Source organism: Pseudomonas sp. PA1(2017) (assembly GCF_001945375.1).
Taxonomy (GTDB): Bacteria; Pseudomonadota; Gammaproteobacteria; order Pseudomonadales; family Pseudomonadaceae; genus Aquipseudomonas.
Genome location: NZ_MSXU01000009.1, coordinates 949,664 through 966,833 on the forward strand (window position 1 = coordinate 949,664; position 17,170 = coordinate 966,833).

The 17,170-nt window shown below is 58.5% G+C and carries 1 protein-coding gene (only partly in view); it reads right to left on the bottom strand.

Annotated features, from left to right (window positions below):
- Nucleotides 1–17,170, bottom strand: the 3' portion of a protein-coding gene (locus BVH01_RS11445) for an Ig-like domain-containing protein (protein ID WP_139317823.1). It continues 23,354 nt past the right edge of the window; only the last 17,170 of its 40,524 coding nucleotides appear in the window; its start codon lies off the right edge, out of view; it ends in the stop codon at nucleotides 1–3.

The window sequence follows — 17,170 nt, forward strand, 5'->3', positions numbered from 1 at the left end:
TCAAGACTGAGGCATATCAAATAGCCATCCTGGCTCATTCTGGAAGTCTCGGAACTTCACCGACAAGCCTTTTGCGTCAGTTGGCATAGCGCCGACACGGGTGACTTTTCCGGTTTTCATATCGATCAGACCGAGGCTGCGACGCTTGCTGCCCTCGAAGGTGTCTTCAACCGAGGCCAGTACGGCATTTATCTGCGGCGCGGCGTCTATAGCTAGCACTTTTGGTGCTTCAGCGAATTCGGTGGCGAAGTTCAAGGTCACTAGTGGCGCATCGGTGTACTTCGAATGACTAGTTAAGGCGCAATCGTTCAGCAATAGCAGTGCACCATTCCACTCTGTAAGGCCAGTACCGCAGTCCAAAACAGCAAGTTCTTCATGCAGAGTGGTCTTATCCCACTGGCCTTCACTGACAACACTGAGGGTCGGTATTGCCACTTCACTGCTTCCTTGGAAACGATCAACCAGGTGCAGACGTACCGGATGCGAAGCCACCACAGTGCTATCTAGCACGGGAGCTTCCAGAGATATGTCGTCTGGAACTTTGCCTAATGTAAGAGTTGCGACATCGAAAGGCATAAAGGCAAATTCGTCCTTGCTAGCCTTGGCTAGTAGCAGGTTGCCGTTGCCATCGAAGTCTAGGGCCGCCAGTGGTTGAAAACGTTTGAGCTCAGTCGGGCTGCCGCTGAACCCGGCCTGAGTAAACAACGCGGTCTGGCTGGCAACATCTCGCAGGCTGTAGACGGCGAAGTCTGGCGTCGACAATTTATCTTTAGGATTGCTGCCCAAGCGTACTTCCAGTTCATCACTGAAGCGGTCGCCGTCAGTATCGGGGTTATTGCTCTGGGTGCCGACGGCCGCCTCCTCGCTGTCACACAGCAAATCCTTGTCAGCATCGGCACACGCGGTGAAGTTGACTAGACGTGCGCGGTCGTCGGCAGAGATGCCGTACAGAGCGTTTTCCTTCAGACCTTGCAGCACGGCGGCGATATCGCTGCTCGGGCTGTCGCCCTGTTCCAAAGCGATGAAATTCATCACCACGCGGTGCTCGTTGGCCGGCACCTTGAAGTAATAACCAATGGTCCATTGGCTGTAGTTTTCGTAATACAGCATGTCAGCACTCAGGGACTTGCGTCCGGCCTTGTCAGCAAACACATTGAGCAGGCTGACGCGCATGCTGGGGTCTCCCTCGTACGTACCTTTTTGCATGCGCATCCAGCCGTCATCGGTCGCTAGATGGTCGTCGCCGCTAGACGTGGTCAGGCTGTAGGGGTAACCGGTGTAAATGCGGTTGTTGAATAGACGTGGCTCGACGGCCTGCTCTTGGTCGCTGAAGTTGAAGAAGCGATCCAGAACCCGAACAAACCCACGGCCCGAAGATGGCACATAGTACTCGCGGCTGATGGCCATCGTTGCGCTCACTGCCTGCAAGGGCGTGCGCCAAATGGTTTCCCCAGCTACCTGGCTCAAACCACGGCCTTTAGCACCCTGCACTTGCACCGCCAAGGCGCGCGACTGGACTTCACCACCGCTGCTGTTATTGAACCAATAGTTATCCAGACGCAAGCCTTCGTTAAGAAGAATCTGCTGGTCCGTACCGGGTTCCTTGAAGCTAATCCGTCCATCGCGTTGCACCCTAACCAGTGGCCCGGCCTCGGTACTCAGGGTCACACTACTATCGTCGCGCAGTTGCTCAACGTCATCACGCTTATTCGCTGGGTCAGTGCCGTCAACAAACAATTCATCACCGTCACCACGGCCACCGCCATCGCTATCAAAAGTAGTTGCCGCTACGCTGCCGAAGGTCGCCACCTCGAACTTGTCCGGTAAACCATCTTCATCGGTGTCAATACGGTTTGGATCAGTGCCGGACTTGAACTCCTCCAAGTTGCTCAGGCCATCACTGTCGTTGTCTCCGTCAGGATCGCTGATGCCGTAGAGCCACTCGAACCTGTCCGACAGACCATTACCGTTGGTGTCGGCCTTCAGCGGATCCGTGGAAGTATTTCGCAACTCCTCGCTGTCCAGCAGTCCGTCACCATCGGTGTCTGCCTTGAGAGGATCGGTGCCGATCTCCAGTTCATAAGCATCCTCAAGGCCGTCACCATCACCATCACGCAAAGTAGGATCGCTGCGATGTTGATGCACTTCGGCACCATCGCTTAGCCCATCACCGTCAGTGTCGGGCACATGCGGGTCGGTGCCATTCTGCTGCTCTTCCAGGTTGGTCAGACCGTCGTCATCCGGGTCTTGCTGGGCGATACCGGTTTCGTTGGTCAACGGGTCGAAGCGGCTGTACAACTCGAAACCGTCCCACAACAGATCGCCGTCGGTGTCCGGGTTGTGCACATCAGTACCCAGCAACATTTCGTTAAGGTCGGACAGACCATCACCATCGCTGTCGTGACGTCCTGGTAAGCGGCCAATCTGCACCAGGTATCCGTCGGCAGTGCTTGGCACGTAGGTGATGGCGCTACCGACAAGGTCCGGCTGGCTATAGAAGCTTTCGGACATGTGCTGATTACGAGGCAGGACCCGGCCACGAAGTTCGCTGAAGTCGACGTTCTGACTCAGCCAGTACTGACCAAAGCGCACGTAACTCTGCGTCCAGTTCCAGCCGGTTTCGGATAGTGCGTAATAGCGCACTTCGATACGGCCATCACGGTGCAGGATGACTTGCATATCAATACGCGTCTGATCAGAGCTACTAATGTTCCACGATGGCATCCAACCGGTCCAGGAGAACACCCAGCGGTCTTCCTGCTGATCGATGTAGAAGCTGCGCTCAGCGTTATCGGTGAAGAAGTTGCCCTGCAACGGCACCATATCGATATCACCAATGACCAAGCGCTGTTCTCTCGGGTAAACAGTCAGCGGCTTGTTGGCTAGGGCGAAACCGACCGGCAAGGTGGCCTGGAACTCGACGTTGTCACTGTCATAAGCCGTACCCTGCGGCTCGATCGGCGCCACGTAGCGCTCATCGACACGCAATCGGACATCACCGACGTCGCTTACACCGCGCTCGATGACGGACACCGGCAGTTCAAAAGACACCGTCTCGTCCGACAACGCTTTAGTTACCAGCAGGCGCCAGCTTTGTGATCGCTGCGGATCGAATTTATCGGTCTCGAAACGACCGTCGGCATTGGTGTAAACCATATCCTGGCCATACGCCTGATCCTCGGCATCAATACGCATACGTACCGCTGCACCGGCAACCGGGCGGCCAAGCTCATTGACCACGCGCCCAGCAAATCGACTTGGTGGTGCCTTTTGCAGCGGTAGCTTGACACGCTCGCGGGTGCTGTTGCCGTTGCTGTCGGTGGCACGTAGTTCCAGCTCGGTGTGGCCGGCGTCCACCGGGAGGTTGACTTCAAACTCTAGTTCCCCCCCCACGTTTCCACTTTCAACCTGCACACCGTCCTGCCACAACTCAACACTTGTGATCAGACCGTTATCGGTCACATAGGCCCAGAACCAGGTACTTTCGCCGGCGTAGAACGGACCGTCCTGCTCACCGAACTGAATAACCGGGGCCTTGGTGTCAGGCACTTTCGGCTCGTCATCCTGACCATCTGGGATACCGTCGTTATCCCAGTCGCCATTGTTCGGATTCAGACCCAATGGAATTTCATCAGCGTCCGGCATGCCGTCTTTGTCGCTGTCCACCTGCTGCTGCCAGTTGACCAGTTGCTCACGTTCTTCGACAGTCAGGCCAACCTCGACGAAGTCCGGAGAGCTAAGCATGTTGAGAACACGCTGGACTTCAGCACGACTGCTGTTCTGCACAGCGTAATGCATCAACACCTTGCGACTGTGCGGGGGCAGCGTGACTTGGAGTTGAACAGAATAACTGCCATCTTCCAGCCAGACGTCTCTCGCCTTCCACCCAGAGCTAGCACCGTCGAAAAGGTGCCCGATTGCAGGTATTTGACCGTTATCCTGTTCATCGTCAGTCAGTAAGTAATAATCCTCGCTATCAAAAGTGCTGTCGCCGGACGAAGTATTGATGATCTGCGTGGCGTTGCCTGACCCCAAGTTGCCATGGAGCTCCACCGGAACAGTCATTTCGACGTCGGAAGAGTTCTCAAGCAGCTCAAGGAAACGAGCGTAACTTTGATCTGCAGGTACATATACCTTGCGACCAGCACGTAGTCCGTTATGGACATCCTGCATCGGCAGCGTCAACTCACGACCATCCAGACGCAATTTACCTTGCTCTGACCAGTTAGCTTGGTACCAGACGCGCGAGATGTATTGACCGTTGTTGTAAGCTCCGTCACTACCCGAGTGGATGTGCCCATCGCCCTGGATATCCCATAGATAACCGTTGCCGATAAGTGTCACTGGCGTATTCACATCACCTTCATAGCTCAGCTCGCTTTCTCTGATCAGCCCAGTAGTGCGACGGCCTTCGGCATATAGCACCAACGCTGGCACATCGATTACAACGCTGTCTCCAGGCACTTCGGCTTGCGCCGTCGCAACCATGCGTTGAGCACCGAACATCGTCGAGGCGCTGACAGTCACCCGTGACTCAGTGGTGACCACACCGCTCAGGCTGTAGCGGCCATCGGTATCCGTGACGCCTTGCACATCGTTTATCAGCACTCGGGCATCCGCCACTGGCTGGCCGAGTTTATCAACCACTCGGCCGGCGAAACTCAGAGTCGGCACTTCGTCCATAGTTAAGCGTAGCTCGGTGGTGCTTACGTTGTTATTGCTATCGATGGCACGCAGTTGCAACAGAGTGCTCACAGCATTCGGCAAGATCACACTGAAGGTCTGGCGCCCACCCACGAAGCGTGTCTCACGCAGCTCACCATCCTGCAGTAGCTCGACCTGCTTGACGATGCCGTTATCATTAATCATCGCTGTAACATCTAATGACTCGCCAGCGAAATGACGGACATTCGGCAGTTTTTCAAAGCTAACGTTCGGTGCAGTGGTGTCTGATACCAACGGCTCGCTATCTTGGCCATCTGGAATACCGTCGCCATCGCTGTCCGAGTTGTTGACCCCTGTGCCCAGACGAATCTCGTCGACATCGCTCAGACCATCGCCGTCCTGGTCGTAGAAGGCATGGAAGTTCACTACTTTGCTCGCCAGGGCCAAGTCCAGATTATCCAGCCCCAAGCCTTTCAAACCGCGCAGTTTGGCACCGGTGGCCATTGCGGCATCATTAGAACCTTCCAGCGTAGCGAAATGCATGATCACCCGACGCTCGCCCGCTGGAATACGAACTTGATACTCGGCCTGCCAGTTACGGCCCCACTGCGAGGCAAAGCTTGTGCCCTGATGACGCTGCTCATTGCCTGCCAACACATGCAGCAGTATTGGCCGGGAAGATGAGCCGGTGTCACGTAATACGAGGTAGTCATCGGCAACGGTCAGCTGGCTGTCGCCACTGCTGGTCAATGCCGCAACTTGATAGTCGTTATTGGCTCCGTAGCTGGAATCCAGACGAATGTTAGCGACCTGTTCCTCAGCCGTCGGGTTGTCTATGATTTCCAGATAACGCACATAGGCTGCGCCGGAGCCCGGCACCAATACGCGACGGCTAACCACTAGATTATTGAAACGATGTGCTTCGTAGTGGTACTCCCGGCCGTTGGCCGTGGTCGTGGCTTCGTACCACCGATAGTCAAAGGATTTACCGTCGACGTACAGCCTGAATGCCCCATTGCCATTGGAGTTGACAGCGGCGCCAGTGGTGTAGTTGACGTAGCCATTATAAGAGAAGTTCCAATAGCGCCCATTGACATCATAAAGCTGGTGATAGCCACTAGTATTCGAACGGTCATCGCTCGCCAGTTTCGGATCGGTGCCATCGACAAAACGCTCGTTGATGTCACGACGCTCACCATCATCGCCATCCACCTTGAGTGGATCGCTCGATGGCAGGCCTTTGACTTCCCACCCATCGAGCAGGCCGTCGTTGTCAGTGTCAGCATTATCCGGTTTAGTGCCCGCTAGGAACTCCTCAAGGTTGGTCAGACCATCGTTATCGCCATCATCACTGGCCAAAACATCTTTTAGGTTGTAGTCGACCTCGAACTTGTCGGGTATGCCGTCGTTGTCGCTGTCGACCTGCAATGGATCGGTACCGTAGACATGGAGTTCAGCATAATCAGATAGGCCGTCGCCATCGCTATCGGCCAGGCTAGGGTCGGTACTACCTTTGAGCTCGTCTGGATCGGTCAGGCCATCCAAATCGGAGTCACGACTCAACGGGCTGGTGCGATGAACGAACACTTCATCGCCGTCGCTCAGACCGTCACCGTCGGTGTCGCGCTCACGCGGATTGCTGCCGGCTCCCTGTTCCTGCAGGTTGGTCAGACCATCGCCGTCGGTATCGAGTTGCGCCTGGCCGTCATCGGCCTTCGGATCGAAGCCATAGCGACGCTCGAAGCCGTCGTTGAGGCCGTCGCCATCACTGTCAGCCTTGAGCGGATCCAGACCCAGCAAGACTTCATCGACGTCGGCGATACCATCCAGATCGGAGTCGATCAGGGTGGTCCAGTTCACGATGTCACGCTGCTCCTCGATGGTCAGGTTCGGTTCGTCCACGCTCGGCGCAGCAAGCGCTTCGAGAACCCGTTTGACGTCATCACGACTGCTGTTCTGCACCATGTAATGCATGATGATTTTACGACTGCGCGCCGGCACGCTCAGGTTGTAGGTCACCCTATAGCTATCGCCATTGCCACTGGCGCTCGCCGGTTTCAACGCCGCCATCTGCCCACCAAAGAGCAGGCCGGACGCCGTACGGCCACCCTTGTCGGTCGAGTCATCGGTGATCAGGTAACGGTCAAGTGCATCGAACGTCGAGTCGCCGGAAGAGGTCGCGGTGATCACTCGGCTCCCTTCGTTGTAGAACGAGCCGCTGAGCGTAACCGGTACCGTTACGGCGCTATCGCTGTTGTTCTCGTACACATCCAGATAACGCGCATAACTCTGGCTAGAAGGCACGAAAATCCTACGGCTAACCTGCAACGCCCCCATCACCATGGCAGGTAGATCGAATTCGCGCCCCTGCTGACGCAGTCGATACACAAACGACTCGCCGCTACTGTAGCTATAGCCGCTAGTACTCAGATAGCCAGCGTTCTTGAATGCATAGTTGGTACCGTAAGTGACCGTGCCGTAGTAGTTGTTGAAGTCCCAATCATAGTTGTTGCTGATGGTTTGCTGAGGCCCCTGTTCACGACGGTCATAGGCCTTGTGCCGTTCAAGGATCGGTGTCAGGGCACGACGTCCTTCGGCACCCAGCACCAAGTCGGCAATCTCGGTGACGCCGCCACGCACCGGCTCGAACACTGCGCTGGTTGCATTGACCGGCTGCTTACCGAATACGGCAGTGGCCTGCACTTGTGGGTCGAGCACCGACGTGGCCGCTTGCAGGACATAAACGCCCTGGCTATCGGTAGTGGCAACCGTGCCGCCAGCAATATTATCGTTTGTTCCGCCACCGCCGCCAAAGAAGTCCATTTCATCGGTAAAGATCCAGCTGCCGTTGGCGTTCAACGTCACCCGGACATAACGACTGCGAATATTCAGCCCGGAGAGCTCCAACCAGGCATGGGGCTCCGTCGAAAGGTAATGGTGGTTATTGGCCTCGCTAGGCGGTACCAGCAACGTACCGGCGCTGACCCAGGTACCGTCCACCAGCTGCGAGACTTCCACCGACGGCAACACCACATTTCCTAGTGACTCCTGGGTAGAGCCAATCTTGATGGTCTTGATCGCCACGGTGCGGCCAAAATCGAACTCGACAGTGGCTTGTTTTGCGCTCCAACCCACCCATTCATAGGCCGTACCCTGGCCCAAGTCGGCATCGTAGCCAGCGGTACCAACTTTTCCATCAATCAGTTGATCGCCTGTTTCATCGGCGTGGTAGAGGTCCGTTTGCGGCGCGAAACTGTAGCCGACAGGTTCGATTGCACTCCCAACGTTGCTGTCGAGCAACGTTACCTGGGCACCGACAACCGGGTTGCCTGCACCATCGACCACCCTGCCGGTCACTTGCGTGCCGGCATCAGGCTCGATGGCGAAGCGCTGTACGGCGGTGCGTTGTTCGTTGCCGTTGGTATCCCGGGCACGGGCTTCCACGGTCAGCTCGCTCCCCTGCTCGGGCACCGCGATCACTTGCTCATACGGTGCTTTGGTAAAGCTAGCGCTAAGCTCGCCATTGACATAGAAGGTGACCTCAGCCACCCGGCCGTTATCGCTGGCGCTGACCGCCAGACGTAGCTGCTGGCCATGCACCAGGCTACTGCCGGCAGTCGGAGTCACCAGGACCACCGTTGGGGCCTGCAGGTCTTTGCTTTGCGGCTCGCTATCTTCACCGTCCAGCAGGCCGTCCTTGTCCATATCCTTATCAAATGGGTCAAGGCCAGCCCGCAGTTCATCACCATCGCTCAAGCCGTCACCATCGGTGTCCTTGAGCTTTGGATTGGTCAGAGTCTCGAGAATCTCGCGCTTATTGCTCAGGCCGTCCAAGTCGTAGTCCTGATCGGCATCAGCCTTATTGTTCGGATTGAGTATGTCCTCGTAAGGACCCTTGGTTTCAATAAAGTCGGACAGGCCGTCGTTGTCGCTATCAGCCTTGTTTGGCTTGGTAATGTAGCTGTAGACCTCTTCGTAGTCGCTCAGACCATCGTCGTCACTGTCGACTTTGCGTGGGTTGGACTTGTAGTTGATAACCTCGTCATAGTCACCTACGCCATCAAGATCGGTATCTTCGATCAGCGGGTCGGAGTTATAGCGATCGAATTCAACGCCATCGTTCAAGCCGTCTTCATCGCTGTCGCGCTGCAGCGGGTTGGTTCCCAGTTCCTGTTCGCGTAGGTTGCTCAAACCGTCGTTATCGGTGTCCACATCCTGCTCGCCCGACACCAGCGGGTTGAAACCGTACTTGACCTCAAAGCCATCGAGCAGGCCATCACCATCGCGGTCGGCCTCAAAGGCACTGGTGCCGTTGGGGTATTCATAGAGATCTTTTAGACCATCGTTATCGCTGTCCTTGAGCAACAAGTCGCGCATCATCAGCAAAATATTCGGCTGCAGGATGGTGAACAGTGGATCGTTGTCGCCTGGACGCCAGCCATAGGTAGGCTGATAACCGAAGTACACCTGACCCTGACCATATGTATAGCGTAGCGAGGTGACACGCTTTTCACGGCGATTGCCAGCATAGGTCAACGGCACCAGATTCGCGCCCAGTGTCTCGCGACGCATATACGACAGGCCGCCATAGGTTCTATAACGATTCTGCCACCAGGATCCGGCCTTACCCTCGCTGAGTTCAGACCAGCGGTATTCCGGAGTCTGGGTCTGGTAGCTGTCGGTGTAGATCGATTCGATCGCCGGCTGCCCCGGCAGATCGACCATTTCGCCAGACGGATTGTATTCCTCATTGAGGATCAGCACGCCGCCATTTGCAACGAACGCGAAGATCTTGGCCCGGTTGTCGGCGTAGTAGCTGGTGCGGTATTTCTCGCGCGAGCTATCGACCATCAACATTTCGATCGAACTCATGTCAAACGTAGCCAGGTCTGTGATCTGCGCCGGAATGAAGCCGGCGCGCTCGATAATCTGCCGCTGAGAAGAAGATCCCGATCCGGTACTGGTATTGAAATAGCCGACACGAACCTTCTGTGAGGCCAGAACAATGGTGCCCACATCGGTGGTACCGCCCCATATCGGCTCGACTTCAGCGGAGATCGCGGTTGCCGGCAACGTACCCACCAGGCCATTTACGATCACCTGCACCTGACCCGGTACTACCGGTACGCCAGTAATTACAAAGTTGCCGTCAGCCTGCGTGCTACTGCGGTTACCAGCAACTTGTACTTGGGCATTAGCGACCGGAAGGCCACTGCCGTCCAGCACACGGCCAACTACAGTCGTCAACGGGTCGCTCACCAGTTCATAGGTTTGTTCACCACTGGTGCCCTGATTGTTGTTGGTGTCGAAAGCCAGCACCTCCAGACGCAGACTGTCGGCACCAGTCGGCAGGGTCATGGCATAGGTGAAAGGCTTGCTGGTCAGCACAGCAATCTGAGCGCCGTTGAGCAGGATCGACACCTTGGTGACCCGACCGTTGTCCTGCGCATTCGGCATGATCATTAGGTTAAGGCCTTTGATCAGCTGTTTGCCCGGCGCAGGGTTAACCAGGGTAACGGTCGGCGGCTGGATGTCCTTAGCTAGCGGCTCAAGGTCTTCATTGTCGAGCAGGCCATCACCATCAGTGTCTTTCTTCAGCGGATCGGTGTGCAACTGATCAACTTCATAGCCATCTGTGAGTTTGTCGCCATCAGTGTCCGGGTTATTGATGTTTGTACCCAGCAACGCTTCGCGAGCGTTGCTCAGACCGTCGTTGTCTTTATCGCCGGCACCGTCGGAGGCATCGCTGGGATTGAGCCCCATCCGCAGCTCCAAGCCGTCCGGAATACCGTCGCCGTCAGTGTCTTTCTTCAGAGGTGAAGAGGCCGGAATATTGCGGACTTCATCGCCATCGCTGAGACCATCGCCGTCGGTATCGTGATGCAACGGATTGGTTTTGTACGTGCGCACCTCGGCGCCATCTGACAAACCATCACCGTCGGTGTCACTAACTAGTGCTTTGGTGCCAGCAGCCTGCTCTTCGAGGTTGTTTAGACCGTCGCCGTCGAGGTCTTCCAGACCATCGTCGATTCCATTCTTGTTGCTGTCGCGTTGTGTTGGATCAAGGCCCTGAGTTTCCAGCTCGAACTGGTTACGCAGACCGTCGCCGTCGAAATCGCCCAGCGGCTCGAATACTTGGATATCCAACTTGTTGCCGATTACTAGAGCCTTATTCAAACCGTCCGGAAGCGTAGCGCTGAGGTTCAGCGGCAGCAGCGCACCGTCGGCGATGCTGTTGTTGGCCTGAGTAAAGAACTTCGGCACAGTAATGGTGTGTAAGGGACCGTAATACCAGTTGAAGCTCTGGCGCTGACCACCCAACTCGGCAAATGCGTTGCTTACCGCCCACCAATTGATATCCGGGGTCTTAGACATCGGGATCTGATACTTCTGTCCCGCCAGCAACATAATAGGACCCGCCACATCGAACATGGCATGGGGTGCACACAGCTCGTCGCCCTGGTCGCGCACCTTATCGTTGCGCGCCAAGCCGTACAGGCCTGAACCGCTGGTATCGAAGCGATAGCAGTGCCCCAGTTGCAGGCCAGGTTGTGCGTTGAAACTCAGTATGCGACCGCCATTGCTCAAACTGCTGTTGCCGTTGAGCACGCTGGTACCCTCCAGCAGTTGAATCGCATAACCGCTTTGCAGGCGAACCGGCTCGTCGTACTCGAATACAGCGTGCAGACCGGCGCCGGCAACGGCTTCGATCACACTGCGGGTAATTTCCGGAACCTGCTCGGTGAAGCTAATACGGAATTGGCTGTCCAGATTCAACGACGGCAAACCCGCCACCGGACCGCCCAGGCTGACAGTGACTTCTTCGTACACCTGATTGCTGACGGCCAGCCAACTCTGGCCCTGCACCAACGCCACTTCTGCACTACCCGCCTGGCCATCGATTGCACCCGAGCCAGTAACCCGTACAGGTACGCTCATGCTGGCCGGCTGGCCATCGAGCTGACTGATGCGGTTGCCAAAACGGTCCTGCAGCATCAGTTGCAGACGCACATCTTGTTTCACACCGCGGGTCAGCACATCACCGGCGGCCTGCACACGCCCCTGCTCGTTGACCAAGCGCAGGTGGCTGGCAGCAGCCGGTACGACATCGATGGTCAGAGCAGAAATACAGCAGTAGATACTGCCGGCAGCGTTGTACACATAGCGAATGGATCTGCTGCTACTGACCGGCAGGCTGAAACGCCCCGCGCTCTGGCCTGCCCGCAAAGTAAGCTGAGCGCGACCGTCCTTAAGGGTGACGCGTACATATTCGACGGCCTGACCGTTATTGGTCGTACTGGATATCTCGATGCCATTGCCGGGTAGCACATGAAAATCACTGGTCGGCAGGGTCAGTTGCAGCGTGCTGCTCTGGTCCTTGCTGACGTTGTTACCCATGTAGTCTTGGCCCTGAATGCTCAGACTCACCGTGCTGCCAGCGACCATGGCCGGCAGATAACCGAGCAAAAAGCTGGTGGTGGGCCCAGCCTGCACGTTGATGTTTTTCTCGGCACGGGCAATCTGGCTGAACTGGGGCAGCTCAGCCCACAGCTGGTAATCGCCCATGATCAGGTCGGTGTCTAATGCCAACGAGGCATAACCGTTGGCATCACTTCGACTAGTGCCTAACGAACTCACATAACCATCACTGAGGCGACGCAGGCGCCACTGCACAGGCTGCTCGGGTACCGGTCGGGCGGCAGCGTCCAGCACTTGCACGCGATAAGAAGCTGGTGATCGAACGCTCACAGTGGCCGGATTGTCTCCACCTTGCGAAGCCGAGAACGTCAGCTGATTCGGTGACTGAGTCAAGGCAACGTTATAGTCCTGGCTCTGCACCTGCTGGCCTAGACGGTCGGTCAGTTCCACTTGTATACGGAATAGATCGTTCGGCAGCGCGCTGTCGGGCATGCGCAGATCACGTTCATAGTTGTTCCAGTAGTCGCGATTGGCGCAACGGAAGTAGTTATTGCTGCCGCGCAGGCAACTGAACAGCTCCTGGCGCACATCGCCGACGCGCTGCAGTACGCGCACGCTGAGGCCACCGGTGTCGTCAAGATAATTTAGATCGTGCAGCTTCATGCGCACCACGCCGCCGTAGGACCCGTATTTGGGCAAGGTGACGTTCAGGGCCAATAGGTTCGGTGCCTGATCTCGCACCACTCGCAGGATTTTCGATGACTCGGTGACCTGGTCACGGCTATCGGTGACGCGCACCTTGAGCGGCAGCGACAAGCTGCTGGACAAACGCTCGGTACGCTTATCCTGAACCGTGAACCTGAGATTGTTGATAGACAGGCCGCTGACATCGTAGTGGTCGGTAAAACCGTTCCACACAAGGTCGACAGCTTTGAGCCCAACGTCATCCTTGGCCGAGACAGTCAGATCAAAACTGCTTTGCTCGATGATTTGCTCCGGTAGGGAGACACTAGTGATTTCAGCGAATCCATCGTCCACTACGGTAACGCGCAGTTCCGCCGTGGCCGGGTTACCGGCCTGGTCGGTGACTTCGATGTTATAAACCTGCTCGCCCAAGACGGTGGCGGCATCCTGGTAAGTCAGTTGGTTCTTGCCAAAGGCCACGGCAACCACCTGACCATTGCGTGTCAAAGTAGCTTTGTCGAGGGCGCCGTCGGTGTCGGCCATCTGAGCTTTGATGGTGATCGGGTAGCCGCGTACCGCTTTCTTGCTGTCGAGGAACACGGCAGCACCTTCATAGCTGAGGCTGACGGTCGGGGCCTTGGTGTCCTGATGACGATAGAAGCGCTTGGCAGCCGACTCGGCGCTGTTGCCAAACACGTCCACGGCGCGGGCTTTGATGTACTGGCCGGTCAGGCTGGTATCCAGCGCAAGGCTGGCCTGGAACGGCTCGGCCTTGCGCACGGCTACGCGCTGCCATGGGCCGTTGGTGCTGGCCGAGAGCAGGAACTCCACTTGCGCCAGCGGCTGCTGGCTGCCGCTGATCTGCGCGCTGGCAATCAGCGGTAGCGGCAGCCAGGAGTGTTCGTCGGCGGTCAGGCTGACGGTGAACGGGTTGGCCACGCCCTCGCCCGGCATCAGGAACAGTTCCCGCGCCACCGACTCGCGCACCACACCAAAGACGTCTTCGCTGTGCAGGCTAAGGGCGACGTTCTGCCCGCCAAGCAGGTTAGCCGGCAGACGAAGGCTGGTCTGACTCGAGGCCTGCTTCATGCTGCCGACGGGCTGGCCATTGAGGCTGAAAGCGGCGCTGCGCAGGCCATCGGTATTCAGGCCGAGTGTCAGGGCCTGGCTCGGCAGTAAGCGGCTGTCGGCCAGCGGCGAAAGTACGCTGGCATCGGCGGCGCCCAGGCCGTAGGGCAGCTGGAACACCTGCACGCCCAGGGTGCCCTGGCCCACGGCCATGCGATTGTTTTCCACTGCCAGCGCAGTGCTGCGCTGGGCCAGCAGCAGTTGGCTGTCTGGTACAACCAGGCCGGTACCCGGCTCCAGGGCATCCAGGCGCACGCCCAGGGCTTGCGGCTGTTCCAGCCACAGCAGGTTGCCGGCCAGGTAGAGCTGGCTGATGCTTGCGCCGGTCATCAACTGGTTACGCTGGCCGCTGCGCAGGTCATAGCGCCAGGCGTTGTCGCCGAGCAGGTAGAACAGGTAGTCGCCGTTGAGGGCCAACTGCCGCACTTCGCCGCCCAGTTGTGCGCTGAGTTCACGTACAGGGCTGTGCACGTCGCTGCGCAGGTCGACCAGGAACACTCGGCCGCTTTCGCTGAGCACGGCAGCCTGTTGGCCACGGGCCGACAGTTGACGGAGGTTTTCCTGAGTAGTGATGACGAGGCTGCGTTTGCTGCTTAGATCGTTCAGAGCGGCCAATTGCAGACTGCCACCGGCGGCGAGGACTACGTAATCGCTGCTCACGGCCAAGTCGCTGCCAGCAACGTTGCTGAATACGTTACGTGCCGCCAAGGTACTACGGTTCAGCGCCAGCACCTGCTGGGCCTGGTCTTGCAGCAGGAACCAAGTGGTGCCGCTGCCGACAACACGGCTGGCTGCCTGGGTAAAGGCGGTTTGCGGGTACAGGCTCGATTGCCAGGTGCCGGTACCGTCCTGACGCAAGACTTGAGCGCCGAAGTTATCGGCAGCCACGATCAGTTGACCATCACGCAGTGCCACGCTTTCCACGGTGCCGCGAGTTGGCGTACTGGCGGTGCGGCTGTCGTAAAGACTGACGTAGCCGTCAGCACCGCGCACCGGCGTCAGCACCTGCCCTTCGCTACCGCCCAACCACAGCTTACCGCCTGCCCAATGTGCGGCGTCAACCGATTGCGCCGTCAAGGACCAAGCACCAACGCGCTGTTGGGTGGCGGTATCGATCAGTTGAATGCGTTGTGGCGCCACAGCTAGCACCTGCCCCGGCAAGCTGAACAGGCGCTTGGCGCCCTCGCTCAGTTGGGTCGAGTTGCCCTTCAGGCTGGCATCCAGTCGCCACAAGCGGCCGGCGTTATCCAGTACCTGCAGATAATCCCCGGCACGCACCACACTGAGCAGGCCTTCACCATTGAAGCTGGCCTGGGTTTGGCCGCTGGCGGACAGGCGCAGCAGTTGGCCGCTGGTCAGAACCAGGAAACCGTCGCCATCGGCCAACAGGCTGCGCACTTCGCCGCCCAGGGTCTGGGTGCCGGCGGCCTTCAGTTGGTTGCCGACCGCATCAAACCAGTAAAGGTCACGGGCGCTGGCGGCGAGGATGCGCTCGCCCTGCACCGCCAGGTGTTGCAGCGGCGCGGCCACGGCGAGACTGCCGGCGTTCTCAAGGTCGTTGGTGGTATCCAGCAGGGTCAGGCCAAAGCCCTTCACGCTCAGCAGCAGGTACTGCTGCAGGTAATCCATGGCGGCGATATCACCCGCCACGCGGGCACGCAGGCCTTGGGCGTCATGCAGCTCGGCACCACGGGCCAGCCACTGACTGCCCACTTGCGGCAACAGCACATCGAACGGCACGCGCACGGCATCGCTCTGCAGGTGCCAGCTGTCTACAACTGGCGCGCTCCAACGCTGTTCCTGTTGGTTGCCCAGTTCATCGTTGATCAGAGCACGTACGCGCAGCTCTTTCAGGCCGGCTGGCAGGCGCAGGGACAGGCTGTCACTGCCGCTGGCCAGCAGTTGGTCGCTGCCATTCAGGGCTTCCAGCGCCAGGCGATAACGGGCAGCGTCCACGCCGGTCAGGCGCAGTTCCACCTGGCTGCCGGCAAATAGCACGCTCGGCAGTCCATTGAGTACCGGTTGCGGCAGTTGTTGGGCCGGAGCCACACGCAGGTTCAGTTGCTGCTCGCTGTAGTGGAAGTCGCCAGCAAAGTAGGCACGGGCACGCAGGCTGTAGCTTTCCTGCACACTCACCTGCGGCAGACGCAGGCTGAACTGGCCTTGCTGGCCGGCCACAAGCAGGCGCTGTAGCGGCTGACCGTTGAAGCTCAGCAGTTGCAGCTCGACCCAGAGCGGCGCAGCGCCGACTTGGTAGCTGAGGGTCAGGTTGCTGCCTTCAGCGAAGATCTGGTTGTTGCCGGCGCCGCTCAAGGTCAACGCAGCCCCCGGCTGGTTAGCTTGAGTCCGCAGGCCCAGGTCGCGGCTGCCCGCGGCGTCCTGCCACTGCAGGGCGGCACCGTCGTTTGCCGGCAGGCTCAGCCAATGGAAGCTGTTGCGCAGGCCGGTGACGGCACGCTGGGTCTCGCCGGCGGCGATCAAGCGTGCGCCCTGGCCATCGGTACCGACGGCAAAACGAGCGGCCAGCGGCAGACGCGCACCGGCGGCCAGCAGCGAACCGTCGTCCGGCACCAGGCTGGCGGCTTGCGCACCATTGCTGGCGACGTCGATTGCTAGCTGTTGGCTACCAGCGTGGTCCTGCAGAGTCAGGTTCAGGCGGTTGACGTCGCTGACCACCAGCCAGGCACGGCCTTGAGCGAATGGCGCACCGAGGTAGCTGTCCAGCTCGCCTTGGTAAAAATAGGGTTGTGCGGCCAGCAGATTGCCCTGCTCGTCACGGAAGCTGATATCGGCGCTGCCCAAGGCGGCTTCGGCACTGGCCGGCAGGCCCCCGACCAACACGCCGAACGGCAGGCGCACGCTCTGTGCGGTCAGGGCGATACGCGCCGGTGCAGCCACGGTCAGCGGTTCGACCACCAGTTGCTGCGCGTTCTCGCTACGCTGCAGGCTCACCAGCTTGCCGGCTACGAAGGCCAGGCTCTCGCGCTCGCTGCCCAGAGCACCGACACGCTCGCCGCCACGCCAGGCCTGCCAGCTGTCGCCGTACAGGTCTTCGCTGACCTTCAGCCAGGCTAGTTCGCCATCGAACACCACCTGGCTGACCTTGCCAGCCACTGGCAGCACAGTGGCTGCGCTCAGGCTCAGGCCTTGTTCAGTGCGACTGAGCACCTGACTGCTCACCGCCGTGGCGGTCCAGCTCAGCAAGCGGTTGCCTTGCAGGGTAAAACCCACACGGTCGGCCAGCTCGACGCTGCCGCTGCTCACCAGTTGCGGC